Annotated in this window: 21 protein-coding genes; 11 read left to right on the top strand and 10 right to left on the bottom strand. The window is 36.4% G+C overall.

Going from position 1 to position 23,728, the window contains the following annotated elements; translation table 11 throughout:
- The first annotated feature begins 42 nt into the window (after positions 1–42).
- On the top strand, positions 43–801 hold the full coding sequence (locus ACQQ2I_RS14025; protein ID WP_431027411.1) for an ABC transporter ATP-binding protein: 759 nt from the start codon (positions 43–45) through the stop codon (positions 799–801).
- 3 nt (positions 802–804) lie between these two features.
- Positions 805–3,192, top strand: a complete 2,388-nt coding sequence (locus ACQQ2I_RS14020; RefSeq protein WP_431027410.1) for an FtsX-like permease family protein — start codon at positions 805–807, stop codon at positions 3,190–3,192.
- A 297-nt stretch (positions 3,193–3,489) separates the two neighbouring features.
- On the opposite strand, the gene ACQQ2I_RS14015 is transcribed toward ACQQ2I_RS14020, so the two are convergent.
- Together ACQQ2I_RS14015 and ACQQ2I_RS14010 are read right to left on the bottom strand one after the other, a co-directional pair.
- Positions 3,490–4,593: a copper resistance D family protein gene (locus ACQQ2I_RS14015; RefSeq protein WP_431027409.1), complete on the bottom strand. Its 1,104-nt coding sequence runs from the start codon at positions 4,591–4,593 to the stop codon at positions 3,490–3,492.
- A 3-nt stretch (positions 4,594–4,596) separates the two neighbouring features.
- Positions 4,597–5,154 carry a copper resistance CopC family protein gene (locus ACQQ2I_RS14010; protein ID WP_431027408.1) on the bottom strand — a complete coding sequence of 186 codons (558 nt, stop codon included), beginning with the start codon at positions 5,152–5,154 and terminating at the stop codon, positions 4,597–4,599.
- A 423-nt stretch (positions 5,155–5,577) separates the two neighbouring features.
- Between ACQQ2I_RS14010 and ACQQ2I_RS14005 the strand changes: the two genes are divergently transcribed.
- Positions 5,578–5,976 (top strand): GyrI-like domain-containing protein, encoded by a 399-nt coding sequence (locus tag ACQQ2I_RS14005; RefSeq protein ID WP_431027407.1) that lies wholly within the window; start codon positions 5,578–5,580, stop codon positions 5,974–5,976.
- Between the two features lie 200 nt (positions 5,977–6,176).
- On the opposite strand, the gene ACQQ2I_RS14000 is transcribed toward ACQQ2I_RS14005, so the two are convergent.
- On the bottom strand, positions 6,177–6,569 hold the full coding sequence (locus tag ACQQ2I_RS14000; RefSeq protein WP_431027406.1) for a RidA family protein: 393 nt from the start codon (positions 6,567–6,569) through the stop codon (positions 6,177–6,179).
- Between the two features lie 707 nt (positions 6,570–7,276).
- On the opposite strand from ACQQ2I_RS14000, the gene ACQQ2I_RS13995 reads away from it, so the two are divergent.
- The 4 genes from ACQQ2I_RS13995 to ACQQ2I_RS13980 are packed head-to-tail and all read left to right on the top strand — an operon-like array spanning position 7,277 to position 9,702.
- On the top strand, positions 7,277–7,921 hold the full coding sequence (locus tag ACQQ2I_RS13995; RefSeq protein WP_431027405.1) for a copper amine oxidase N-terminal domain-containing protein: 645 nt from the start codon (positions 7,277–7,279) through the stop codon (positions 7,919–7,921).
- Between the two features lie 19 nt (positions 7,922–7,940).
- The gene (locus ACQQ2I_RS13990; protein ID WP_431027404.1) at positions 7,941–8,201 is read left to right on the top strand and encodes a hypothetical protein; all 261 of its coding nucleotides are present in this window, start codon (positions 7,941–7,943) and stop codon (positions 8,199–8,201) included.
- Positions 8,202–8,249: 48 nt separating this feature from the next.
- Positions 8,250–9,134: an FAD:protein FMN transferase gene (locus ACQQ2I_RS13985; RefSeq protein WP_431030522.1), complete on the top strand. Its 885-nt coding sequence runs from the start codon at positions 8,250–8,252 to the stop codon at positions 9,132–9,134.
- Entirely contained in the window at positions 9,124–9,702 is a 579-nt protein-coding gene (locus tag ACQQ2I_RS13980) for a ferric reductase-like transmembrane domain-containing protein (RefSeq protein WP_431027403.1), read from the top strand. Before ACQQ2I_RS13985 ends, ACQQ2I_RS13980 begins: the two co-directional genes overlap by 11 nt.
- Before the next feature lie 108 nt (positions 9,703–9,810).
- Here the strand turns inward: ACQQ2I_RS13980 and ACQQ2I_RS13975 are convergent, their stop codons facing one another.
- Entirely contained in the window at positions 9,811–11,055 is a 1,245-nt protein-coding gene (locus tag ACQQ2I_RS13975; RefSeq protein ID WP_431027402.1) for a sensor histidine kinase, read from the bottom strand.
- Positions 11,048–11,725 (bottom strand): response regulator transcription factor, encoded by a 678-nt coding sequence (locus tag ACQQ2I_RS13970; RefSeq protein ID WP_431027401.1) that lies wholly within the window; start codon positions 11,723–11,725, stop codon positions 11,048–11,050. Before ACQQ2I_RS13970 ends, ACQQ2I_RS13975 begins: the two co-directional genes overlap by 8 nt.
- A gap of 445 nt (positions 11,726–12,170) precedes the next feature.
- Between ACQQ2I_RS13970 and ACQQ2I_RS13965 the strand changes: the two genes are divergently transcribed.
- Positions 12,171–12,722 carry a hypothetical protein gene (locus ACQQ2I_RS13965; protein WP_431027400.1) on the top strand — a complete coding sequence of 184 codons (552 nt, stop codon included), beginning with the start codon at positions 12,171–12,173 and terminating at the stop codon, positions 12,720–12,722.
- A 141-nt stretch (positions 12,723–12,863) separates the two neighbouring features.
- Positions 12,864–14,063: an iron-containing alcohol dehydrogenase gene (locus ACQQ2I_RS13960; RefSeq protein ID WP_431027399.1), complete on the top strand. Its 1,200-nt coding sequence runs from the start codon at positions 12,864–12,866 to the stop codon at positions 14,061–14,063.
- A gap of 682 nt (positions 14,064–14,745) precedes the next feature.
- Here the strand turns inward: ACQQ2I_RS13960 and ACQQ2I_RS13955 are convergent.
- Genes ACQQ2I_RS13955 through ACQQ2I_RS13935 form a run of 5 tightly spaced genes read right to left on the bottom strand, consistent with a single transcriptional unit; the run spans position 14,746 to position 19,746 of the window.
- Entirely contained in the window at positions 14,746–15,513 is a 768-nt protein-coding gene (locus ACQQ2I_RS13955) for an IclR family transcriptional regulator (RefSeq protein WP_431027398.1), read from the bottom strand.
- Positions 15,514–15,557: 44 nt separating this feature from the next.
- Positions 15,558–16,700, bottom strand: coding sequence for a CaiB/BaiF CoA transferase family protein (locus ACQQ2I_RS13950; protein WP_431027397.1), 1,143 nt, complete (start codon positions 16,698–16,700; stop codon positions 15,558–15,560).
- A 13-nt stretch (positions 16,701–16,713) separates the two neighbouring features.
- Positions 16,714–17,520 (bottom strand): enoyl-CoA hydratase/isomerase family protein, encoded by an 807-nt coding sequence (locus ACQQ2I_RS13945; protein ID WP_431027396.1) that lies wholly within the window; start codon positions 17,518–17,520, stop codon positions 16,714–16,716.
- Positions 17,521–17,533: 13 nt separating this feature from the next.
- A complete protein-coding gene (locus ACQQ2I_RS13940) occupies positions 17,534–18,595 on the bottom strand; it encodes an acyl-CoA dehydrogenase family protein (protein WP_431027395.1) in 1,062 nt (353 codons plus the stop codon).
- Positions 18,592–19,746, bottom strand: a complete 1,155-nt coding sequence (locus ACQQ2I_RS13935; RefSeq protein WP_431027394.1) for an acyl-CoA dehydrogenase family protein — start codon at positions 19,744–19,746, stop codon at positions 18,592–18,594. The genes ACQQ2I_RS13940 and ACQQ2I_RS13935 overlap by 4 nt, the downstream gene beginning before the upstream one ends.
- A gap of 306 nt (positions 19,747–20,052) precedes the next feature.
- On the opposite strand from ACQQ2I_RS13935, the gene rpoN reads away from it, so the two are divergent.
- Positions 20,053–21,390 carry an RNA polymerase factor sigma-54 gene (rpoN, locus tag ACQQ2I_RS13930; protein ID WP_431027393.1) on the top strand — a complete coding sequence of 446 codons (1,338 nt, stop codon included), beginning with the start codon at positions 20,053–20,055 and terminating at the stop codon, positions 21,388–21,390.
- A gap of 536 nt (positions 21,391–21,926) precedes the next feature.
- Positions 21,927–23,573 (top strand): sigma-54 interaction domain-containing protein, encoded by a 1,647-nt coding sequence (locus tag ACQQ2I_RS13925; RefSeq protein WP_431027392.1) that lies wholly within the window; start codon positions 21,927–21,929, stop codon positions 23,571–23,573.
- The last annotated feature ends 155 nt before the right edge of the window (positions 23,574–23,728 follow it).

Here is a 23,728-nt window from a genome sequence, read left to right as displayed (position 1 = left end):
GCCCTTACACTATAGAAAATGATGCAGAGAGGGTGACCTAGTATGGAGAAAGAAGTTCTTATTCGTGCCAAAAATTTGTGCAAGACTTATGCGACGGGAAATGAACAATATCATGCCATTAAAAATATTGATGTTGAAATTTACAAAGGCGATTTCACAGTAATCATGGGGAATTCAGGATCAGGTAAATCGACGCTTCTTTATCTTTTAAGTGGACTCGATACGATAACAGCTGGAGAAGTTTACTTTCAAGGAGCGAGATTGGATAAATTGAAAGAAAAGGAATTAGCCGAATTACGTGCTAAAAAAATAGGTTATATTCATCAGAATAATAATCTTATACCTGACTTAACATTACTTGAAAATGTAGCGCTCCCAGGTTATATTGCTAAAACAGCTAAACAGTTAGTTCTTCCAAAAGCAGCATCTCTTCTAAAAGCAATGTCATTAGAGGAGCAATTAAATCGATTACCTTCTCAAACCTCGGGAGGTCAGCAACAAAGAGCAGCAATTGCTAGATCGTTAGTAAATGATCCTGAAGTCATTTTTGCAGATGAACCGACAGGCAGTTTAAATTATGATCAAGGTGTGGCAGTATTAGATATTTTGACAAATTTAAATAGAAATGGTCAGTCTATTATTATGATTACGCACGATATAAAAGCGGCTTGTCGAGCAGATAGACTCATTATGATAAAAGATGGAAAAATTGAAGGTATCATAAATTTCGATCAATTAGAGGAAACAAATCTACAGGATCGCGAAAATATTATCTTTTCTTATATTTCGGGGAAGGAGTAGTCTATGAATGCCATTACTACACTTTGTCTCGCACAATTAAGAAAAAGAAAAATACAAAATGGATTAATCGTCACACTCATCATGTTATCCACTTTACTTGTAGCTACATCAATAACTATGCTGATGAATACAAACAATATGTTTGAAAAGGTTCATCGAGAGTCCAATGGTGCACATCAAATTCTGACAATGAGTGGGGAAATTCATAATCCTGCACTCGTGCAGGACTGGTGGCAACAACAAAATGGCGTTACAGTTTCGGAACTGATACCTTATAGAAATTTATCCGGGATAAAATTTAATGAAACAGAGATATCAAAAAACCTTTATCTCTTTATGATGAATACACCTAAGACGCCGATTCTTGTTGATCAATTGATTTTTGCAGAGGGAGAAAAGACGCTTTATCCTGAAGTAGGGAGTATTTGGATTCCAACTTCCCTAGCTATTACGGCAGGTATATCAATAGGGGACATGTTAGAATTTCAAACAAGTGAGAAGAGTTTTAAACTAGTTGTGTCATCCATTGTAGTAGATATTCCATATGGTGGTCCGTTTACAACCAATGCACGTATTTGGATGAATGAGCAGGATTACACGGAACAATTTCAAATGATGATAGGAACAGATCAATATATGATGGGGCTCCGATTTGATGACTATACAAAAAATCAAAGTTTTTGGTTGGAATTCGAGGAATATTTTAAAAGCCCATTCCTTGAAACAAAAATGGAATATGAACAAATCGCTTCATTCTATTTAATTATTAATAAAATTATTGGATTACTAATAATAGCACTAGGCATTGCTATGTTAATTATTTCATTATTTATTATTGGTTTTAGTATTTCTGATGCGATATTAGCAGATTACAAAAATATTGGGATTATAAAATCACTAGGGCTTACATCTAAAGGAATAATACTAACATACATTTTGCAGTACGGTATATTATCTATTTTTTCAATCATCCCTGGATTATTAATGAGTGATGTGTTAGCGCGCGTCATCATTGAGATCTCATTATCTTTTTTGAAAACGGGTGATAATTTAGATATTGTACAAAATTTTGGTAATGATTTACTAATAGGGTTAGCTATATTAACAGCTGTCCTTATCACTGCTTTTGTGTATTCAAACAAAGCGCGTCAGGTGGAGCCTGTTCAAGCGATTAAGTATGGAATGTCTGAACAATCTAATAGTAAGTTAAATAAACGCATAAATGGCTCTAATCGAATGTTACGTTTTATACAGCTACCAATCCAACTACAAATCGGTATGAAAATACTCACAAACAATATGAAAAGTTCTATACTTGTTGTTATGCTTTCATCCATCACTGCTGCTATTTTAGTATTTAGTTCTGTCGTTCTAAATAGCTTTGTTTCAATTAAGCAAACTGCGCCTTCATGGGGCTATGATTCAGCAGATATTGTGGTAACAGTACTCAATGAGGCAGTCTTCTCAAAGGAAAGCTTTGAAAAGCATTTACTTTTTGATGGAAGAATTAAGAATTATGCTTGGACAAATTATTTTACTGGAGTTATTCCAAGGGAGGAAGCCTTACCATTAACGATTAGTGTTGATGCAATTGAAGATAGTTTCGATGATGTAGGATACGAAACCATTATAGGACGTAATCCTTCAAATATGAATGAGATTGCAATTGGTGTAAATGTAGCGAGGGCATTAAATAAAGATCTAGGCGATATTATAGATATTTATATAGAAGGGAATCGGCATAGCCTTATTATTACGGGTATATATCAATCGATAGCGAATATGTCTAACTCTGCTAGAATAACAGCTAAAGTAATCAATGAACAAAGAGCTGAACATAAAGACCCCGTAGGAGTTTTAATTAACGTACACAACCAAAATCAAATAGAGCAAGTCGTGAGCTCTTTTAATAAGGAATTTAAGCATTCTATTTCAGTTGAGACTCAGCAAACACTATTGGACACAGTATTTAAAGAAGTAATTACCGTGTTAATGATTCCATTAGTTATTATAGGGGCGCTATTTATCATGTTTATGAGTATCATTATTTTTAGCATTTCGCGCATTAATGTTAGAAAATTAAGTAGTGTTTACGGTATTTACAAATCGATTGGGATGACATCAATGAATATAAGATTGTCTATTACTTTAGGTGTTTTCATGAGAGCAATACTCGGTTCTATACTTGGTATCTTCATAGGAACAAAGGTCATCCCTTTAATGCTAAAGAATACGATTATGGAATATGGTCTATTAACGCTGCCGCTAGTCATCAATTGGCCATTCACCATTATAATAGCGTGCATAAGTATTATCGTGGCCACTATTAGCTGCTGGTTAGCAACAAAAGTGATTGCTAAAACTTCACCTCGCATATTGCTTACTGAATAGATGAATTAACAAAAATTCCTGTTAACTTTTTTAGAGAGGGGTACGTTATTATTCATTTTGGTTAAAAATGTGAAATGATAATCAGTTATTTTTTATTTGTACCAATCAATTATTCAATTGACGCTTCTTCTTAAATAGTGTTCTATGGCGTTTATTTTCCCCATACAAAAAACTGCATCTCCCATTGTTAGTGTTTACCTAACAATAGAGATGCAGTTTGCATGTATAAGGAGATGTTCCTCCCGTGAATCTGATAACCAATTTCAGAGGAATACCTGCATAAGCAGCTCCTTCAAACTACAAACAATACCCAATAAAATTAAATACGACAATAGACATGAGCGCAAAATAGACGCAAATGACAATAGCAGAGCCCATCAGCATGGAAATCATTAGTGGCGCATTTTTGAAAAAGCTTACTAATAGTAAGACGATGAACACCACAGTTAAAACGAAGAATAATAACCCAAACCAATTCATTTGCAAGTGACCCGTCATACCTAATTCAAGAGGCGCTGTATAAACGAATTGGAATAGGCTTGATACAGTTTCTTCTGTTAAAAATTCGATCGGTGGTTCTTGTTGACTGAATATCGCCGTTACACCGAATATGGCTAATAAAAGGATGGATTCAAGTCTTGCCCAGCGAATCGGATTGAAGCCAGGCTTCGATAACTTCAGTTTGATAAGCAAGCCGTTGATTAAAACATAAAACACAAGGGGAACTAGTAGCAAATGCTTAATGAGTAAGCCTTGCCCATAATCCGTTGACCATCCTGTTATATAATCAGGAACTAGTATATCAGTCAGAAATATCCCGCTGAGTGCTGCTGCTCCGAACGCTGTCATGGCAGTGGGAGAGAACCATTGTAAAAATTGTGTCCAGTTCTTTGTATCTACCGAGAACCAACTAATCACAAATACCGTGCCTACCCACACGCTGACCGCCACAAAGTGGATGAAGTCAAAAATGAACCCTAACAATGGCTCCGTCGAACTTGCGTGACTTGCCCAAGCGACAGCGGCTATTAAAAGTAGTACTTGAAATGCGCCGAATATAGATAATCCTACTGAAAGGCGTTTATTGAAAACCTTCAGATAAATCATCAGCACAACAGAAAGTAATAATGTGATGTCCCATGAAAACCCTATTTTATACGAGACTAAAACGTTGGCTAAGCTTGTGAAGAACCCGAAATGAGGCTGTAAAATAAGCACAACTTGCAAAATTGGCATAAACGTAAGTAATGGAATGGCCATTGCACATACGACTAACCACTTACGTTTAATGTGGACAGTTGGTTTATAGTCTTCTGGAATTGCTTGTACAATAAATGCCCCTAACAATAGCGCAAAACAAAAGTATAATAATGCTTGACTGAGTATTAATAATAATGTCATCGTTTATTTTTTTCTTTTTAATAAAATGATAGCACTCGCTATAATAATAGCTGCTAAAAGACCTAATGCTATAAACATCGTGTTAGAGGACTGTGCTTTTTCTGTAGACTTATTTGCTTCTGCTTTTTGTTCTGAAACTTCTTCTGTTGCTTCCTCAGTTTTTGTCTCTTCTTCTGTTGAAGGAGTAGCTTCTTCCACAGTTGTTTGTGGCACATTTACGGTAAATGAAAATTCACCTGTTAACGGATGACCGTCTTCACTAATTGTAGTCCAAGCAACTGTATACTGATCATTTTCTAAAGGTTGAGCAAGTGAACCTGTTAAAACGCCATTTTCTATAGAAAATGTCTCAACTTCGATGTTTTGTCCTTCAGAAGATGTTATGTCAAAGGAACTGCCTTCCTCAATTTGTCCCTCATAAGTTAAAGAGATACTGGAGAGTTCTGTTGTTACTTCTGATCCATTTTCTGGATTTGTGCTGTGTAAATGTGTATGCGCATCAACACCTGGTGCATTTACAAAAATTGCTAGGAATAAAGCCGCTAAAGATGTTTTTTTCAAAACAAAATCCTCCCTTTTCAAAAGAAAATATCATAAATTTATCAACGCTTATTGTATAGGATAAATGTGAAATTTAAATGAGATATAGCTTGATCAGCTATATATTTCTTTCTTAGGATGTGAACATTATGTGAAAATTATAGTTCTCTCTATAAGTTGAATTTATTATTTGAATACTCGTAATGAGCAAAAATACATCCTAAAAATGGCTCATCACTGTAACTTGGGATTGATTTCCGCTCCAAATTTATTTGCGACGAAAGCGCAGTGGGGCACGGAGGTACGAATGACGAGGAGACTGTGCCATGTATGGCAACCCCGACTTTTAGCGGTGAATAATTATTTTCCTTTTTATTAACTTTTAAATAAAATTTTGCAAACAAGAACAAATGTTTGTATAATGGTTGTAAGGAGGCGATAGATATGGAGTTGAATGTAGTAGATAGCATTAAGACAAATAATTTTGAAGACCCTAATATGGCGATAGTGATAGGAGAGCTTTGGCAACGCGCAGGAGCAATGTTACATGGCTATGAAGGTACGGTATATGGTGTGTATGATACATATATGTCTAACTATAAGGGCGATTATCGATTGTCAGTTGCGGTAGAATCTTCTAACAGTGGCGAAACTATTAGAATAAAGGATGAACAACAATATCGTGTATTCTCTGTAGATAAAGAAATCGAGCAAGGTGTGTATAAAATGTGGCAAACAATATGGGGGCTTGAAGAAGCTGGAGAATTGCAGCGTGCTTATACAGTAGATTTTGAAAAATATACATCAACAGGTGATATTGAAATTTATATTGCTTTAAAATAAAAAACTGTAGCAACACTATGAGGAAATAATTAAACTTTTTTATAAAGTGATCATATTTAGCTCAAACGAAAAACACCATTTTGATCAAACTTTTTTTCAAAATGGTGTTTTTGAATTTGCTGGGTTTGAATAGAGTTTTTTAATCAATCTTTATTCTAAATTCACAACAAGAATAGTAAAACACTGTTCGTTTTTTATCATTAAGTTTCAGCACACCATAGTTCAATTTCTATTTTTAATTCAGGCAATCCTAATGCTGATATATATGCAATTGTCATAGATGGGAATTCACTATCAAAAAACTTATTCCATTTAAGGTCGAAATAATCCCAATCTATCTCTTCAGTCGCCCAGATATTCACCTTAATAACGTTCTTTTGAGACAACCCCTCTGATTCAAGAACCTTTTTCATATTTGTAAAGGTATTAGTTATTTGATCGTTTAAACTCTTCGGAATATTGCCGTTCATATCTGTTCCTATTTGACCTGATGTTACTATTAAGGCTGCCCCTTTAGGCACTCTAGTGATATGACTGTAGTCGCCTACTGGTTTTGGCATTAGCTTAGGGTTTTTTCTAATAATTTTTTCCATAATATTACCTCACTCATTATAAATTTTCTGCATATCTTTTTAAATAATTAGGCAGACTCCACCAATTATTATTTTTCTAAAAGAAAACTGCAGTCGAGTACCCATAACCCATAGATAAAAGCACAAGTATTTTCTTTTTCATGGTATCGACACTCTCTTTCTTTATAATGTAAGTAAAAGTATATGTTACAAAATTTGTAATAGTTTTTATAGAATCGATTTTACCATATTAGAGTATATGTTAACAAAATTTAATTGAACATTTTGAAAACTATACACTTCAACTAACGGGAGCTTTAGTTCAACAAGGATTTATAAAGTATTACTTACTCATACCAATCATAGTAACTAATAAAAGGTTTTTTATCGTTACAGAAAGAGATATGGCTGTCTCGAAAACGTGCGCTATTATTGAGCAACACTTTTAGGAAATGATCAAACTTTTTTATAAATGTATCATTCTTACTTAGCTAAAACGAAAAGCTCCATTTTGGTCTTTTTTTTCAAAATGGAGCTTTTTTATGTGCTGTTAAATAAGGGATGAATAGAATTTTTTAATCAAGCTTTATTACAAACTAATATTTGCGCATTCCTTTACTAATCAACAACTTGAAAAAAATAATACACTTGAAGGGTTTTTTATGTATTTTTCAGGCAATTATCATTTTCCCTAGATAAAATGACGTTTATAGAAGGGAGTGGATGAAGTGAATTTTAAAAAAATGGGATTAACTTCAACGATTGTCATATTAGTATGGGCCCTTGCAAATGGAGGAATTGTCAAGGCGGACGATGATGACTACTACGATGATGATGACTATGAGGAATATGATTACGATGAAGAATATGACGATGACGATGATTACGACTACGACTACGATGAAGAGTATGAATATTACAATGACCAAACAGATGTAATAACAAATATGAACACGTGGCATATTTGGACAAGAACGACAGTCGTTAATAAAGGGGAGTTACCTTTTCACGAAACGAAATTAGTTCAATTCAAGCTGGAAAATGAAAGTGATGCATTGTCACTTTATGTGATTCCTTTAGATGGAGAATTATTTGTTCCAGGCAAAGCGATTGCTGAAATGTTAGGTGCCAAGGCAACACTTTATGATACAAGCGAAATATTGGAAGTAACTACTGAGAATACGGAATTACTATTTCGTGCTGGGACAAATGTTGTCTATGATAACAAACTAAAATCACCTATGCCAGCTACTGCTTTTTATATGAATGATCATGTATATCTACCGATCAGTGTTATTACCAATGGGTTAGGGTATGTAGCAGAATGGCAAGAAGAGAGCGACACGGTCGTATGTAAGTCGTTAACAATGTAAAGAACGTGGAGGGGATACAATGAAAGATCAAAAGAAATCAAAATGGATATTAGGTACATCCGGTGTAGTATTGTCTGCAGTGCTTTTAACCCAATTCAATGATGATGTACAATCGGAATCCACAATCACGGCGTTAAATTTGGCAAATGAACAAACAGAAAACATGTCAGAGCGTGAAAAAGAACTTACTCAATTGGATTGGACCAATTTTGAGATTGTTGGAGTGAATCAACCGCAACCGGATCGTATACAAATGGATCGAAGAACGAGAAGATCTTAAATTTTTAAAGTGAGATGAAGAAGCTTGGATACTCTTTCATTAAACATAATGAATACGGACTTTTATATCGAAATTTCTGGACAGCGTAACGTAAATTGGAAAGAAAAAGTGGAGAAATGGTTGTGTTATGTTGCGAAAGAATGGTCTAGGTTCGAGCAAAATAATGAGCTAGATACGTTAAATCAATTAAAAATAGGGGAAACATTGCAGCTTTCGGCTGAGTTATATGATTGCTTAAAGCTAGCAGACGAGTATTACACGTTAACAAATAAAATATTTTCTCCCTATTTGAAATACCAATTAGAACGACATGGATACAATCAATCATTTCCTTTTAAAGAGGCAACAAGGACATCCATACAAATGGACCAGACAGACGGTAAACCATTGTTGTTTTTAAATGGCCAGCGCGTTTTGAAAATGGATGACCAACAAGTTGACTTAGGTGGGTTTGCAAAAGGATATGTAGTTGAAAAAATTGCACAGTGGCTGCAACATGAGGTTGCCCCTGAGTACGGGATTGTTGATGGTGGTGGAGATATGAAAATGTGGTCATCAGGAGAAAAAGTATGGACCATTGGAATAGCTCATCCATCTAAAAATAACGAAGAGATGCATTATATCAAAATGAAAAACGGTGCCATTGCCACGTCAAATCGAGTGTTTAGAAGTTGGAGACAAGACGGAGAGGCAAAACATCACTTATTAAATGGACAAACGGGAGAGGTAATCGATAGTGCTATACTCCAAACAACGGTTGTGACAAATTCATTATGTGTAGCTGAAGTGGCAACGAAACTTTGTTTTTTACTACATGAAGAAGATTTTCAACAATGGTTTGATAAACATAAGCTTCCATGTGCTTGCTTTATAGTAAAAGAAGATGAAAGCAGCTATTGGTTGAAAGGAGGCGGAAAAATAGATGTTTCTTAGTACGTGGGAATGGATTCGATTATTAGGGTTTTTAGCGTATTTTTATTTCACTGTTTCGCTTATTTTTGGCTTATTAAGAAAAACGCCGGCGATCCAATCCAATAAAAACTTGTATTTTCAATTACATCAAAATGCAGGATGGATGGGGTTTATAGCTGTTATTGCACATATGCTTTTATTAATCATTGATCAATACGAACCATATCAAATTGCAGAAATCTTAATACCATTTTTATCGGACTATCATGCAGTATTTTCTGGATTTGGAACAATCGCCTTTTATTTATTTTTAATCGTTTTTGTAACATCTGATCTTTTGATTCGAAAAATGGATTTTTCCATCTGGAAGAAGGTGCATATGCTCGTTTTACCAGCTTGGATATTATCCTTAATGCATGGGTTATTCATCGGAACAGATTCTAAAAATACGTTGGTCCTACTTTTTTATGGTGCGACAGTAACAATTGTTGCCATTACGCTCCTTATCCGAGTGATTAGTGAAGAGTATAAGAAAAAGGAAAAACTTCAACAAAAGAACGAGATGGAAACGAAAGCCTTAACTGAATAATGATAAACTTCCAAGGTGTTGTGTTTTTTATGAACCGTAATGTAATCGCATCTTGATTGTAGAAATAAGGCGTTACCCATTCAATAATTGAACAGGCAACGCCATTTTTTATTGTTTGATGGAAGGGAATAGAGTACAAAATGTTGTGCCTTTTCCTAACTCACTTTGTACTTGTATCACTCCGCCGTGTTCTTTCACAATTGCTTCTGCAATAGACAGTCCTAGCCCTGTACCGTCTCTTTTTCGCGCAGCGTCACTACGGAAAAATCGGTCGAAAATAAGAGGAAGTTCGTCCTTAGCAATACCGATTCCTGTATCTTCAACAACTATTTTTATTTTCTCATCTGTTTGTGAAAGCTTTAGAGAGATAGAGCCATGCGGTGTATATTGTACGGCATTTTCTAAAAGTATATAAATTAGCTCAATGATTTTTTTCGGATCTCCAATCAATTCAATATCCTTTTCAATGTCTGTTTGGAAAACAATTTCTTCTCGTAATGTTCGTTGAAACTTTTCACTAATGCTTACTAGCAAATCTGTTAGGGAGAAACTTTCTTTTTTTACTTCTAAACGATTTTGGTCATGTCGCGCTAAAAATAATAGTTTTTCTAGTAGTTCTTTCATTAGTTCAGCTTCATCTTTTAAATCTTGAATTAATTCTTTGCCAAAATCACTTACATTTTTTGATTCATCAGCTGCTAAAATATCAAGAGAGCTATAAAAAACACTTAGTGGCGTTCGTAATTCATGAGAAGCATCCGAAACGAAATTCTTTTGTTTTTCAAGCGCGTTTTCAATCGGAACCATTGCTTTTCCAGCCATATAATAACTTAAAAAGCCAATGAATAAAGTAAAAATGATCACTAACACAACAAATAGCAAAATCATCTTTTGAAAAAAATGATATTGCGATGTGGTAGATTTCCCTAAAACAATATAGCCAAGTAACTCCTCGTCAAAGTGTATAGGTTTGGACAAGAGAAGAAAATGTTCGTCATTCCAATGTAATTTCTTTACGAAACTTTCAGATGTATCTTTCACTGAATAGATGCTTTCTATTTCTTTGTATAAACCTTTATAAGTTTCATCGCCGTGAACTAACGTCTGCTCTTTTGTATAAATATAATAAAAATACAGGCGATTTGGATTGAATTCTAGTTTACGGTCTTGGTCATACATATGCTCAAAAAAGTCATGATATTGTTCAGTATAATAGGTTTCAAGCTCTTCTAATTGCTGATGATCCATCAGTTGAACAAGTGAAAAATAAAGAATGATAAGAAAAACGAAGAAAAAGCCTAAAAAACAAGTGGAGTAAAATACAGTTAATTTTTTTCGTGTTTTCTTAAACATATGTCGCTCTCACTCTGTAGCCGATGCCTCTAATGTTTTCAATGATTGATTTTGGTCGCCCATCATCAATTTTTTTACGAACGAGCTTTACTAATGCATCGAGGTTATTGTTCGTTATTTCATAATCAAACCCCCATACATGAGAGTAAATTTGCTCTCGTGTCAGCACGATTCCTTTGTTGACAAAAAGATATTCTAATAAAAGAAATTCATTTTTGGTTAATACAATTTCATCCTGATCTTTAAAAAGTGTCCTTGCATTTACATCGAGTGTTAAATCATCAATTTGAATGAATTGATTAACCGGTTTATCTTTTCTTCTTAAAACAGCACGGATTCTAGCTAAAAGCTCTTCCATCTTAAATGGTTTCACGACATAATCGTCAGCCCCTGCATCTAGTCCTTGAATAATGTCCGAACTATCATCTTTTGCTGTCAACATTAAAATGCCACCTGAATATCCGTTTTTTCGAGCTGCTTTACACACGTCAATGCCGCTTATTTCCGGCATCATCCAATCTAAAATGACAAGATCGTATTGGTCAATATGTATGTATTCTAATGCATCCTGACCATTATCGACCGCATCCACTTGATGAAATTCTTTTTGAATAATGTGCACAATATTTTTTCTTAAACGATTATCATCTTCTGCAATTAATATTTTCAATATATTCCCACCTTTACTTTGTGATTTATGTAAACATTTTATGAAAATAACATGAAATTAACCTGAAAAATAGGTTCAATATCAAAATATGTTCTTGATTAAAAAGGGGAGGACTCTAAAAGCACATGGAGTGAAGGGCGGCGACTCCAGCGGGAAAAGCGAGAAAGTTGAGACCCCGCAGGAGCGAAGAATGAGCGACGAGGAGGCTCGACCTCGCCCGCGGAAAGCGTCCGCCCGTAACGGAATGTGCGGTCAAGTACACAATTTGGTGAAGAACCAAAAAATAGCATTGTGAGATCAATATCTCTACTGTCTATTCTACTCTAGAAAAAAATTTTGTAACTCCATTTTCCAAAAGTAATAAATAAGGTACTGTTTTTTCAGATATATTTCATATTGAGTGGTTACGCTAGAGTTGACAATCGATATGAAAAGGAGCTTTTTTATGAGATATTTGAAAATACTATGCATCGCATTGACATTTATTTTTTCAATTCAATATGTAACGACTGTATTTGCTGATGACGATTTTGAAGAGCACTATGAATATGGCGACGAGCATAGTGACAAAGAAGACCACGAAGATGAGCGTTATGAGGATATAGGGAAACTGATCGGTTGGTCTTCGTTGTTAGCCATCGGTGCTGCGGGGCTAATATTCCCGATTAGAAGAATCATGAAGTCCGTAATCACTACATTTCCACAATCTAAGCAGCTCTATATATCCATTACAAAGTTTTTAGGTAAATATCATATCCTGATTGGAATAGCTGCCCTAATGTTAAGTATATGCCATGGAGTGTTGATGTACTTGAACGAAGGGGAATTGGAGAGCGAAGGAATTATTGGATTAGCAGCCGTTATACTCATGATCATCGCTGCTATCATGGGGGCGGTTTTATTTAAAAATAAAAAAGTTAAAAGTCTTCGAACAACGCATACAATTTTAGTGACTTTCGGAGTTGTTATTGCACTTTTTCATATTTTCATCTCTTAATGAAGTGTAGAGTAAAATATTAAGACATCATATTTGATTAGGCAGTTTAGTTAATACACTTTCAGCAAATACAATCATTTGACTTTCTCTGCTGTACTCCGTTATAAAAAAGAAAAGGGTATTTATGGGGGGATTGGGATAATGTATAAAGCGTTTTGTCGGACTTATCAGCACACATTAAAGTTGGCATCGAAATGGATGAACTATCGATTACCTGAAGTAGTAGAAGGAGAAAATAGTTTATTAAAGTTACCTGAGCTTGTACGAAAGCCAGGGATAAATCATGTGTTAATTGTAACGGATCAAGGGATTACAGCGCTTGGTTTGATGCAGCCGTTGTTAGAAGGGCTTCATGCACAGCAAATTCGGTATGCGATATACGATCAAACGGTGCCTAATCCAACAATTACAAACATTGAAGAAGCATATGAACTGTATAAGCGAAATCACTGCGAAGGAATACTGGCATTTGGTGGTGGGTCGCCAATGGATTGTGCAAAAGGGGTTGCGGCACGTGTTGCACGTCCCAATTTGACTATCCCACAGATGAAAGGCTTACTTAAAATTAGGAAAGAAATGCCGCCATTTTTTGCGATTCCAACAACGGCTGGTACAGGTAGTGAAGCAACGGTGGCAGCCGTTGTGTCAAACGGTGAGACACATGAAAAGTATGCATTAATGGACCCGGTATTAATTCCGCATGTGGCAGTGCTGGATCCGTTATTAACGGTAAAGCTCCCACCATTTATTACAGCGACAACGGGCATGGATGCATTAACGCATGCAGTCGAGGCGTATATAGGATTAAGTAATACAGAGGAGACGCGTCGATATAGTCGAGAAGCGGTGACGCTTATTTTCGATAATGTATATACAGCTTATAGCGATGGGGAAAATGTTGCGGCACGTAAAAATATGCAAAAAGCGTCCTACCTAGCAGGTGTTGCATTTACCCGTGCTTATGTGGGGAATGTCCATGCAATTGCGCATACACTTGGCGGTTTTTATGGTGTTCCACATGGCTTAGCGAATGCCGTGTTATTACCATACCTACTTGAATTTTATGGGGAGACGGTGCATAAACCGTTAGCCGAGCTGGCAGATTTAATAGGCATCGGGGCATCTTATCAGTCATTAGCTCAAAAATCGGCGGCATTTATCGAAGCAATTAAACAACTAAATCGAGATATGCACATTCCAGATAAAATCGAAGGCATTGTGAACCGTGATATCCCTTTAATGGTGGAGCGTGCGTTAAAAGAAGCAAACCCACTATACCCTGTGCCAAAAATTATGAATAAAGATGAAATGTTTTATATTTACCAAATCATTCAGCCTTAAACAAAATATTTGTGAATTTACTCGTTATGAGTTATTAACTCGTAATGAGTAAAAGTGCAATCCCAAAAATACCAGTTAAATAGTAAAAGGTGTATATCACAGCCTCCGCGCTTTGCCACAGCCTACACAGGAGCTAAAACAGGCGCGGCCTGTTTGGATCTCCTGTTCCTGCTCCTGACGTTGCACTTTCGTCGCAAAGAGAATCTTGGCTCCTGTGGCGATGGCGCGCTACGGCAAAAGTGAATACTTCTCGATGTACTAGAAAAATATTTCTCTTATTTAAAAGATATCATTTTCTTTTATTTTCCATGTGTAATTGCCCAGCCTTTACTTTCATCAATGGGGTTCTTGCATTATTTTTTAGCAACCGATTATTGTATTGAACACTAGTTGCTTGTAGCGGAGGCACGAGACTCCTACGGGAAAAGCGAGACAATCAAGACCCCGCAGGAGCGAAGAATGAGCGACGAGGAGGCTTGATCTCGCCCGTGGAAAGCGAGTGCCGGAGCGGAAAGTAACGGTTACTCAAATGGTAATATATGTTCGTTGATTTACTCGTTATAAGTTATTAAAATAAAATGCTAGTCAATGTAATTGTTTAAACCCGCATATCACTTGTTAGATTTTCTCTAACATTGTGATATGCGGGTTAAGGGCTTACTTTTTGGCGAGCTGTTGTCTATTAATACAGCTGCCTTTCGATAGCTGTTGCAGCTTTTTTGATTCGATCGATTAATTCTTGTTCATTGTAATCGTTGTAGCGGACTTCCGGAATAACGATTGTAATAGAGGCTAAAATATGATGCGAAGCGTTTAAAATAGGGGCGGTTACGGAACACGCACCACGTACTCGTTCGCCTCGACTTTTGGCATAGCGTTGCTTTCGAATGTCCTCTAGCTCTTGCAAAAGCTGCTCCTTTGATAACACCGTCTCATTTGTAATAGGCTGAAGTGTTATATTGCTAACGTATTGTTCTACATTAGGCATAAATGCTAACAATGTTTTCGACGAGGCCCCTGCATAAAGAGGAGATGTATCACCTACAAACATTTTAGTAGAGAGTGGGTAGGTTGAATCGTAATTTAAAATACATCTTCTTTCGAGGCCGTCAATTATATTCATCGAAACACTTTCACCGATTTCCTCATTTAGCTTTTTGAGTATAGGCTCCGCTACAATGATTAAACTCGACTCTTCCTTCACTAAATTGCCTAAATATAATAGCGAATGCCCTAACTGGTAGCGTTTTGTTCGTTCATCTTTATGCAAAAATCCTTCGTACACAAAGGTGGATACGAAGCGTTGTAAACTTGAAATCGTGATCCCGGTCTTTTTACTTAACTCTGTTAAAGAAAGGCTAGGCTCATCTTTCGTAAAAGCTTTTAACACTTTAATCGCTTTGTGTAGCGACGACATTGTATAGTTTTTTTCGAATGTTTCTTTTTTCATCTCGTCACCTACTCAAACAAAATTACTTTTATTATAGCGTACTTTTATTTTGCAAGAGAGGGTTTTTGAAATTGCTCTGTATGCTCACCAAGCACGGGGGGAGCTAATTTATATTGCACATTTAAGCTTGAAAATTGTAATGGGTTTTTTATGAATTTTACTTTCCCATATTGCGGATGCTCAATTTCTCCCACCATATCGCGTGCGATAAATTGAGGTTGTTCCAATGCTTCGGCAATTGTATTCACACGCCCACCTGGTATTTTAAATTGTTGCAATAGCTTAATCCATTCGTCACGTGTTTTTGTCATTGTAATGTCTGTAACCATCTCAACGAGTACAGACTCGTGTTGTTTTCTTAAAGAGTTTGTAAGAAAGCGTTCATCTGAAGCCCATTCCTCATGCCCAAGTACGGTACAAAGCTTATGGAACTGTGCATCTGTTCCTGCGCAAATCATTAATAAACCATCAGCACAATGAAATGCTTGATAAGGCGCTACGTTATTATGACGGTTTCCAAGGCGTTCAGAAATAAACTCGGTATTTACATAAGCACTGGCCACATTTGCTAAACTACTCATTTGTACATCTAGTAAAGATAAATCGATAAATTGACCTTCATTTGTTTGGTCGCGCATACGAAGAGCGGCTAAAACCCCCATGACAACATAATGAGAGGTTAAAATATCTGCAATGGGTACCCCGACTTTCGTAGGCTCTCCACCAAGACTACCTGTTACATCCATTAACCCGCTCATCGCTTGAATGACAGGATCGAAGCCCGGTTCATAGGCAAGGGGACCCGTCTGACCAAATCCCGTGACAGCACAATGGATAAGGCGTGGATTTATTTTTTTTAATTCTTCATAACCAAGCCCCATGCGAGCCATATCACCTGTTTTGAAGTTTTCCAGTAAGACATCCGCGTCTTTTACTAATTTTTTAAATTGTTCGCGTCCTTCTTCGGATTTTAAGTTAATCGTAATCGATTTTTTATTTCGATTCGCACAGAGGTAATAAGTACTTTGATCATGAATGAAAGGTCCCCATTCCCGCATACTGTCAGAGCCATTTGGGTGCTCAATACGAATCACCTCTGCGCCTAAATCCGCCAGTATCATTGATCCAGCAGGTGCCGCATAAACGCGGGATAAATCTAAAACTTGAATATTTTCAAGCGGTTGCATGATGAAGCCCCCTTTATTTATAAATAGGTTTACGTTTTTCAACTACAGCATTTACACCTTCTTTGAAATCATCGAGCTCTGTAACGATAGCCATTTGGGATGAAATGTAGTCTAGAGCTGAACGTAAGTCCATTTTTTGACTTTGATAGACAGCACGTTTAATAAAGCGTAACGTTGTTTGTGGACGATTCGCTAATTCTTTAGCATAATTCCATGTATATTGATCGAGCTCCTCGTCATCTACAACAAATGTAACAATCCCCATATCTTTTGCTTCGTCCGCTGTTAAAACGCGTGCTGTCCAAAACAGATCGAGTGCTTTATCTAAACCAATTAGTTTCGGTAAATAGTAAGCACCGCCATCTCCTGGAACAATCGCCACATTGATGTAGCTTTCAGAAATTTTAGTGGACTTAGCAGCGATACGAATATCACACATTAATGCCATATCGAGTCCGGCGCCCATTGCAAAGCCATGCACTTGAGCGATAACGGGTTTATCAATTTCCTCTAAGAGAAGGGGAATACGTTGGATTTTTTTCCATAATGAATTTTTCCGTGCTAAGCCGGTTGAAGAAATATCTTCCTCACTTTTAAAGAATCCTTCCCCAGCTTGCATCGCCTTAATGTCTCCTCCCGCACAGAACGATTTACCATTTCCTTTCACGATGACAACACGAATGTCATCATCATCTCGAATCGTTTCTAATGATTGAATCCATTGTGTAATCATTTCTTCACTGAACGCGTTATATGCTTCAGGGCGGTTTAATGTAATCGTTGCGATATGATCTTGCACTTCAAATAATAAATCAGTCATTTTTAATCTCTCCTTATAAGGTAACGGTATTTTTAGAATCGGTTAAGTGAGCCCACAGGCTATCGCTACTATTTTCTAATAATTCGGTTGCGACAATATCACTCCAGTATGCGCTAGTTGCTCCTTCATCGCGCCAAGCCCAGAGTCTACGTGTATATTGATGGAGACTATGCTCATGTGTTGTACCAATTGCTGCATGTACTTGATGGGCAATCGTCGCTACTGCTGTAATAGCTTCTTCCATTCGAAGACAAGCATAGGCTACTTCGTTTTTATGTGTATTAGAGAGTAAAGCAGCGGTAAAGTTATTAAAAGCGGCTAATGAGATCGCTGTCTCACCAGCAAGCTGAACAATATGCTGCTGAACTAATTGGAATCGGTGAATCGGTCGACCGAATTGCTCACGTTCTTTTGTATATTGAATCGTTAGTTCATTCGTTTTATCAATGGCTCCTGCCATTAAAGCCAATTTAATAGCTGTTTCTAAAGTAGTGATATAATGAATTTGATCAGCGGTTAACACGTTGGATACTTGTGAGACGGTTACATTGTGAAATGTGACGGTATCACGCGGCTCACTAGCTAAGTTCGTATTATGTGTAATCTGTGATTCACTTAAGCTCACTTCTACTAAATGCATACCATCGTTACTATTGGCAATCGTGACTAGGTGGTTCATATGTCTTGCCCAGTTTACGTTGAGCGCTGTACCACTTAATTTATTATTTTCTAGCGTAAAAGCTTGATTTGTAGAAACCATATAAGTTGCCAACTCTTCAACAATATTTAATTTTGCATATTCTAATAGATAATTGGCGAAAGTAGTTTCTGCAAATGGAATAGGGACGGCATATTTGCCCGTTAAGCGAATAATATTTAATAAATCATCTAAATCGCCACCTGCTCCGCCATTCTCCTCGGAAATGGCTACAACTGTCATACCGTTTTCTTCAAATAGCTCCCATACTTCAGGTGACCACTTTCCTTGCTCAACCACATCGACTAAATCTTTATCTACATTTTCTTTTACCATTCGTTCGACAACGTCTAAAATCATGTCTTTCATTTCACTCATTGTGCCACAACCCCTTTCGCCACTACGCCATATAGAACCTCTGACGTACCCCCACGAATTGTAAAACCAGGTGCATGTAAAATAGATTGAGCCATAAAACGATCAATTTTTCTTTCCGCGTCAAGTCTTGGGTACGTTTGTATGAGCAATCGTGTGATTTCAGGTATGCTTTGTTCGAATTTCGTTCCAACCGCTTTTACTAAAGCAGCTGGAATCGAGACGTCATCGCCTTTACCCGAATCCAATAATTGCGCTACACCGATGGAGAGGTTGCGAAGTCCCCATAAGCGCGCAATGATTTTCGAAGCTTGCTTTAAACCTTCTTTGTTGTTTTGACGTTTTAGCTCTTGAATTAATTCATCGATTAATGGAAATGTACTTAAAATCCGCTCAGGCCCACTACGCTCGAATGCGAGCTCTGCTAAGCCTTGCGCCCAACCGTTTCCTAATTCTCCGACGACCATGCTATCTGGCACAAAAACATTTTCAAAGAATACTTCATTGTAATGATGTTCGCCCGTTAAAAACTTAATCGGTACAATGGTAATGCCTTCCGCTTTTAAATCCACAATGAGTTGACTTAAGCCTGCATGTTTATTTTTCCCATCAAATGGGCTAGTGCGTACTAAAGTGACCATGTAATCGCATAAATGGGCGTTGCTTGTCCAAATTTTTTGTCCATTTACAATCCATCCGCCTTCAACTTTTTCTGCTCGCGTACTGACTGAAGCTAAGTCCGAACCACTATTCGGCTCACTTAAGCCAATGCCGAAATAACATTCGCCTTTAATGATTTTTGGTAGGAAAAAAGCTCGTTGTTCTTCTGTCCCAAAGCGAAGTAGAAGGGGACCCGTTTGTCGATCGGCAAACCAATGGGCCGCAACAGGTGCACCAATCGCTAAAAACTCCTCTGTTAAAATATAACGATCAATGGTGCTGCGTTCTTGCCCACCATATTTTTTCGGCCAAGTCATGCCAATCCAGCCTTGCTCCCCAATTAATTTTGAAAATGCTGGATCATCTCCACTTAACCATGAGTCACATTTCGGAATGAATGTCCCTTTATTTAACTCATTTTGTAAAAAACTTCGAACTTCTAGACGGAATTGTTGTTGTTCTTCTGTAAATTGCACAGTTGGCAATTGAAACATGTGAAAGCCCCTCCTTTTACCGTATTGTAATAACTATTACTTTATATGTGTATTTTATAACCAAAATTAGTAAACGGTCAAATGTTTTTTAGAAAAATCTGAATATTTTATCTTTAGAATATTTGTCTGTTCGAGAATTAAGCGGCATTAGGGGAGAATTTTTGGTTTAAGATAGCTTGGTTAAAGCACATTATGTATAGTTGGACAGCATAAAAAGAAAAAAGAAATATTTTTTTAAAAGAAAAAATTGAAATTTAAAGAAAAAAGTTGTTATTATGTAGAAAATATTGTTTGGAGGTATGTGGAATGCAAATGATGATCAACACTTCACAGCAAGTGACACAAGTTTTAACTGCACAACTTATGCAGCACTTAGAAATACTCCAATATTCTAGCAACGAATTAGAACAATACATTTATGAAAAGGCGAACGAAAATCCGTTATTAATGGTTGAAGATGCGAAAGTGAAAAAGAATTATGAGGAAATTATAAAGCTAGCATCCATTACTTCTAATCCAACGAGTAGAAAGGCCTGTACTTCTCATGATCAATCATTCAATTTTGTCGAAATGCAACTTGCCCAAAAGGAGAGTTACGAAAAATATTTGCTAGAGCAAATACCACTACACAAAAATTTAAGTCAAATCGATTTAAAAATTTTGACTTTTTTAATTCGATCATTGGATGAGCGGTTATTTTTAGATGTGGATTTAACAATAGTGGCTGACCAATTTAAAACGACTTATGCTCATGTCGAAGTTTTACTACAATTACTTCAAACCTTTGAACCAATCGGTGTAGGAGCGCGAAACTTTAAAGAATATTTACTCATTCAAGTCGATCAAGATTTATTGGCACCTCAATTGGCGATTGAATTTATTTCGAATGACTTAGAGCTCGTATCGACACAGTCTTTTAAGCAATTAAGTAAAAAATATAAATGTACAATAGAGGAAGTAAAAAACACGATTTACTATATTAAAAAACTAAAGCCAGTATTAACAGGAGATAAGTTTGAAAAGATTCCATATGTGTTTCCAGATGTTGAAGTCAAACAAGTAGAGGGTGAATGGATTGTGTTGTTGAATGATCATCATTTACCATCCGTTTCGATCAATGAAAGCTATGTACTTCTTTTAAAAAATGATTCGAATTATAAATATTACTATAAGCAGTCGATGAAAGATGCTCTTGCATTAATACAGGGAATTGAACAACGCGATAAAACAGTTTATGAGTTAATCCGTATGTTACTAGAAACGCAAGTGGGCTTTTTTAGTAAAGGAATGGAAGCATTAAAACCGATGCGCTTAAAGGATATTGCGGATCAATTGCATGTACATGAGTCTACTATTAGCCGTGCGATTCGCGGGAAGTATATTCAAGTGCCGCATGGTATATATGCGCTGCAATCTTTATTTACAAAAGGCTTGATTAATGCGTCAGGGAAAATGGATTCGGTCATTTATGTAAAAAAACGAATTAAACAATTAATCGAAAATGAAAACAAACAGCGCCCGTTAGCGGATCAGCACATTACGCAAATTTTATGTGAAGAAGGAATTCAAATCTCAAGAAGAACTGTAGCGAAATATCGTGAGGAGATGAATATTGTAAGCTCATTTAATCGAGCCCATGCATAGCGCTATGTGAAATTGCAAATTTTGATGTGATTTTGCATCATTTTTGATGGGAAACATCTTTTCCAAGTAAGTGTTTATCCCGCATTAACGGGCATTACCCACCTCAAGGCTTAAGGGAAATTGAGAAGCATAGGTGGGAGATCAACTGCCCGTAAAAGCCCGATTGGTTCAACTAACAATCAGTGGGGGATGAGGAAAACCCCACTGATTGAAGTTTCACTTTATCCCCACTATATGATGTACAGAAGCTAGTGATGCTTGCGTTTCTATTTACTCGCATGAGTGAGGAACGGGCTAAGCTCATACTGCTGTGCAAATATTTTTAAGTATAGGGGTACTTGTTGGTTCAATTGTACTGTTTTTCCTCATGAAAAAATTATCTTCTCCTATGTCTGAAAAATCTGAAAACATAGAGGAGAATTTAACGCCTGAATCGAATTAGATTTTAAGAACTAAAACTGTCAGGCAATGAATACCCTTAGATAGTTTATCTATCTAAGGGTATTCAAATTTTGCAAGATAGGATGTGGTAAAGGGTGAAATCACTAGAACTATATAAAAAAGAACATTTTTTCATTGTAAATAATGATAATATTACAATTTCGAGCCATCTTCCGCTAGAGTTGATGAACAAAATTGCGAATCAATATAAAAAGGGCATCGAAATGTACGAAGCTGAAGGTTATTTAGTGCATGTAGTTGAATCGACACAAGGCACCCTATTTAATTTAAAGCCTTTGCAACTATTGAGTGATATAGATTCTCTAACACGATTATCAAAAAACGTATTGAATTCCATTTCTGAAGGAATCACCATTTGTGATCATAAGGGGAAAATTTTATTTCAAAACGATATTGATATTGAAATAGTAGGCATTAATTTGATGGGTAGATATGCTAAGGACGTCATCGAAGAAGGCATAATGAGTGATTCTATTTCTTTAAAAGTGATTGAACTGAAAGAAAAAGTCACCATTTCACAAACATTTATGAATGGTAGATGCTTTTTAGTAACGGGTAAACCGATATTTGATCATGAAGGGGCTTTACAATATGTTGTTGCGATTACTCGTGATATGACACAGCTAAAGCGTCTAGAGTCAGAGGTACAAAAGCTAGAAATCCAAAATGAAAACTTCAAAAATAAAATACATGCATTACATCATAAAGAGTCAAGGAAAACGAGCTTGATTGCTGTGTCTCCCGCTATGGTACAAGTCGTAAAACGGGTGATGCGTGTAGCTGAAGTAGATTCAACCATTTTAATAGGCGGGGAATCTGGGGTAGGGAAAGAAGAAATTACGAAGCTCATACATGCGAATAGTAGAAGAAGCCAGAAGCAAATGCTGACAATCAATTGTAGTGCCATTCCTGAAACACTTCTTGAATCAGAGCTTTTTGGTTATGAAGCAGGGTCCTTTACAGGTGCCATTAAAGGAGGGAAGCTTGGGCTCTTTGAAATTGCTTCAGGGGGAACGATTTTTCTAGATGAAATTGGGGAGATGTCTTTATCATTACAAGCTAAATTACTGCGGGTGCTGCAAGAATCAGAGGTTCAGAGGATAGGTAGCACAAAACCGATTCCCATTGATGTTCGGATCATAGCTGCTACGAATAGAAACTTAGAAGATATGGTAAGACAAGGTCTTTTTAGAGAAGATTTATATTATCGATTAAATATTATTCCGATTGCCATTTCTCCTTTGCGTGAAAGGCGAGAGGATATTATCCCGATGATTAATCATTTTTTAGCGCTTATTGAAGAAAAATATGGTATTCATCGTACAATCGATAGTAGAGCATTAAAGATGTTAGAACATTATAATTGGCCAGGTAATGTGAGGCAATTGAAAAATATGGTAGAACGTATTTGTTTACTCGCTACGCAACCGGAAATTGGGGTCAATGTAATACAAGAAGAATTAGACAAGAGTATGTTGATTACTAAAAATATAGAAAATCATAGCGAACGAAACGAGTGCATGGAAAAGCCCATGTTTCATCATTATGCTGGAACATTAAAAGAGCAAGTCGCCATGTTTGAAAAGGAGGCTATTAAAAAAGCGTTATCTGAAAGTAAAAGTGTGCGACAAGCAGCCAAAGTATTGGGCTGTGATCAATCCACTTTAGTTCGTAAAATCCAACGGTACAAATTAATGAAGCAAGTATCCTATGAGGAATGATAAAATGATGCGTTTTTACATCATGCATGCGTAATTTCATCAATAAATGTAATTACGCATTACAGATAATGAATTATTACTAATTAATAAGCAAAAATGCATCATAAAAAGGGCTCTTTACAAAAATGTATACCTGACCGTATATTCCACTACGG

Origin of the sequence: Lysinibacillus sp. LZ02, from assembly GCF_050613145.1 — a bacterium.
Classification (GTDB): domain Bacteria; phylum Bacillota; class Bacilli; order Bacillales_A; family Planococcaceae; genus Lysinibacillus_B.
The sequence above is the reverse complement of the archived record's forward strand: the minus strand, read 5'-3'. Positions and strand labels throughout refer to the sequence as shown.

Excerpts from the sequence above, each read along its gene's own strand:
- rpoN (WP_431027393.1), top strand. The coding sequence starts at position 20,053 with ATGCAAATGATGATCAACACTTCACAGCAAGTGACACAAGTTTTAACT.
- ACQQ2I_RS14020 (WP_431027410.1), top strand. The coding sequence starts at position 805 with ATGAATGCCATTACTACACTTTGTCTCGCACAATTAAGAAAAAGAAAA.
- ACQQ2I_RS13985 (WP_431030522.1), top strand. The coding sequence starts at position 8,250 with ATGAATACGGACTTTTATATCGAAATTTCTGGACAGCGTAACGTAAAT.
- ACQQ2I_RS14025 (WP_431027411.1), top strand. The coding sequence starts at position 43 with ATGGAGAAAGAAGTTCTTATTCGTGCCAAAAATTTGTGCAAGACTTAT.
- ACQQ2I_RS13960 (WP_431027399.1), top strand. The coding sequence starts at position 12,864 with ATGTATAAAGCGTTTTGTCGGACTTATCAGCACACATTAAAGTTGGCA.
- ACQQ2I_RS14000 (WP_431027406.1), bottom strand. The coding sequence starts at position 6,569 with ATGGAAAAAATTATTAGAAAAAACCCTAAGCTAATGCCAAAACCAGTA.
- ACQQ2I_RS13990 (WP_431027404.1), top strand. The coding sequence starts at position 7,941 with ATGAAAGATCAAAAGAAATCAAAATGGATATTAGGTACATCCGGTGTA.
- ACQQ2I_RS13935 (WP_431027394.1), bottom strand. The coding sequence starts at position 19,746 with ATGTTTCAATTGCCAACTGTGCAATTTACAGAAGAACAACAACAATTC.
- ACQQ2I_RS14005 (WP_431027407.1), top strand. The coding sequence starts at position 5,578 with ATGGAGTTGAATGTAGTAGATAGCATTAAGACAAATAATTTTGAAGAC.
- ACQQ2I_RS13980 (WP_431027403.1), top strand. The coding sequence starts at position 9,124 with ATGTTTCTTAGTACGTGGGAATGGATTCGATTATTAGGGTTTTTAGCG.
- ACQQ2I_RS13940 (WP_431027395.1), bottom strand. The coding sequence starts at position 18,595 with ATGAGTGAAATGAAAGACATGATTTTAGACGTTGTCGAACGAATGGTA.
- ACQQ2I_RS13965 (WP_431027400.1), top strand. The coding sequence starts at position 12,171 with ATGAGATATTTGAAAATACTATGCATCGCATTGACATTTATTTTTTCA.
- ACQQ2I_RS13950 (WP_431027397.1), bottom strand. The coding sequence starts at position 16,700 with ATGCAACCGCTTGAAAATATTCAAGTTTTAGATTTATCCCGCGTTTAT.
- ACQQ2I_RS14015 (WP_431027409.1), bottom strand. The coding sequence starts at position 4,593 with ATGACATTATTATTAATACTCAGTCAAGCATTATTATACTTTTGTTTT.
- ACQQ2I_RS13975 (WP_431027402.1), bottom strand. The coding sequence starts at position 11,055 with ATGTTTAAGAAAACACGAAAAAAATTAACTGTATTTTACTCCACTTGT.
- ACQQ2I_RS13955 (WP_431027398.1), bottom strand. The coding sequence starts at position 15,513 with ATGAAAAAAGAAACATTCGAAAAAAACTATACAATGTCGTCGCTACAC.
- ACQQ2I_RS13945 (WP_431027396.1), bottom strand. The coding sequence starts at position 17,520 with ATGACTGATTTATTATTTGAAGTGCAAGATCATATCGCAACGATTACA.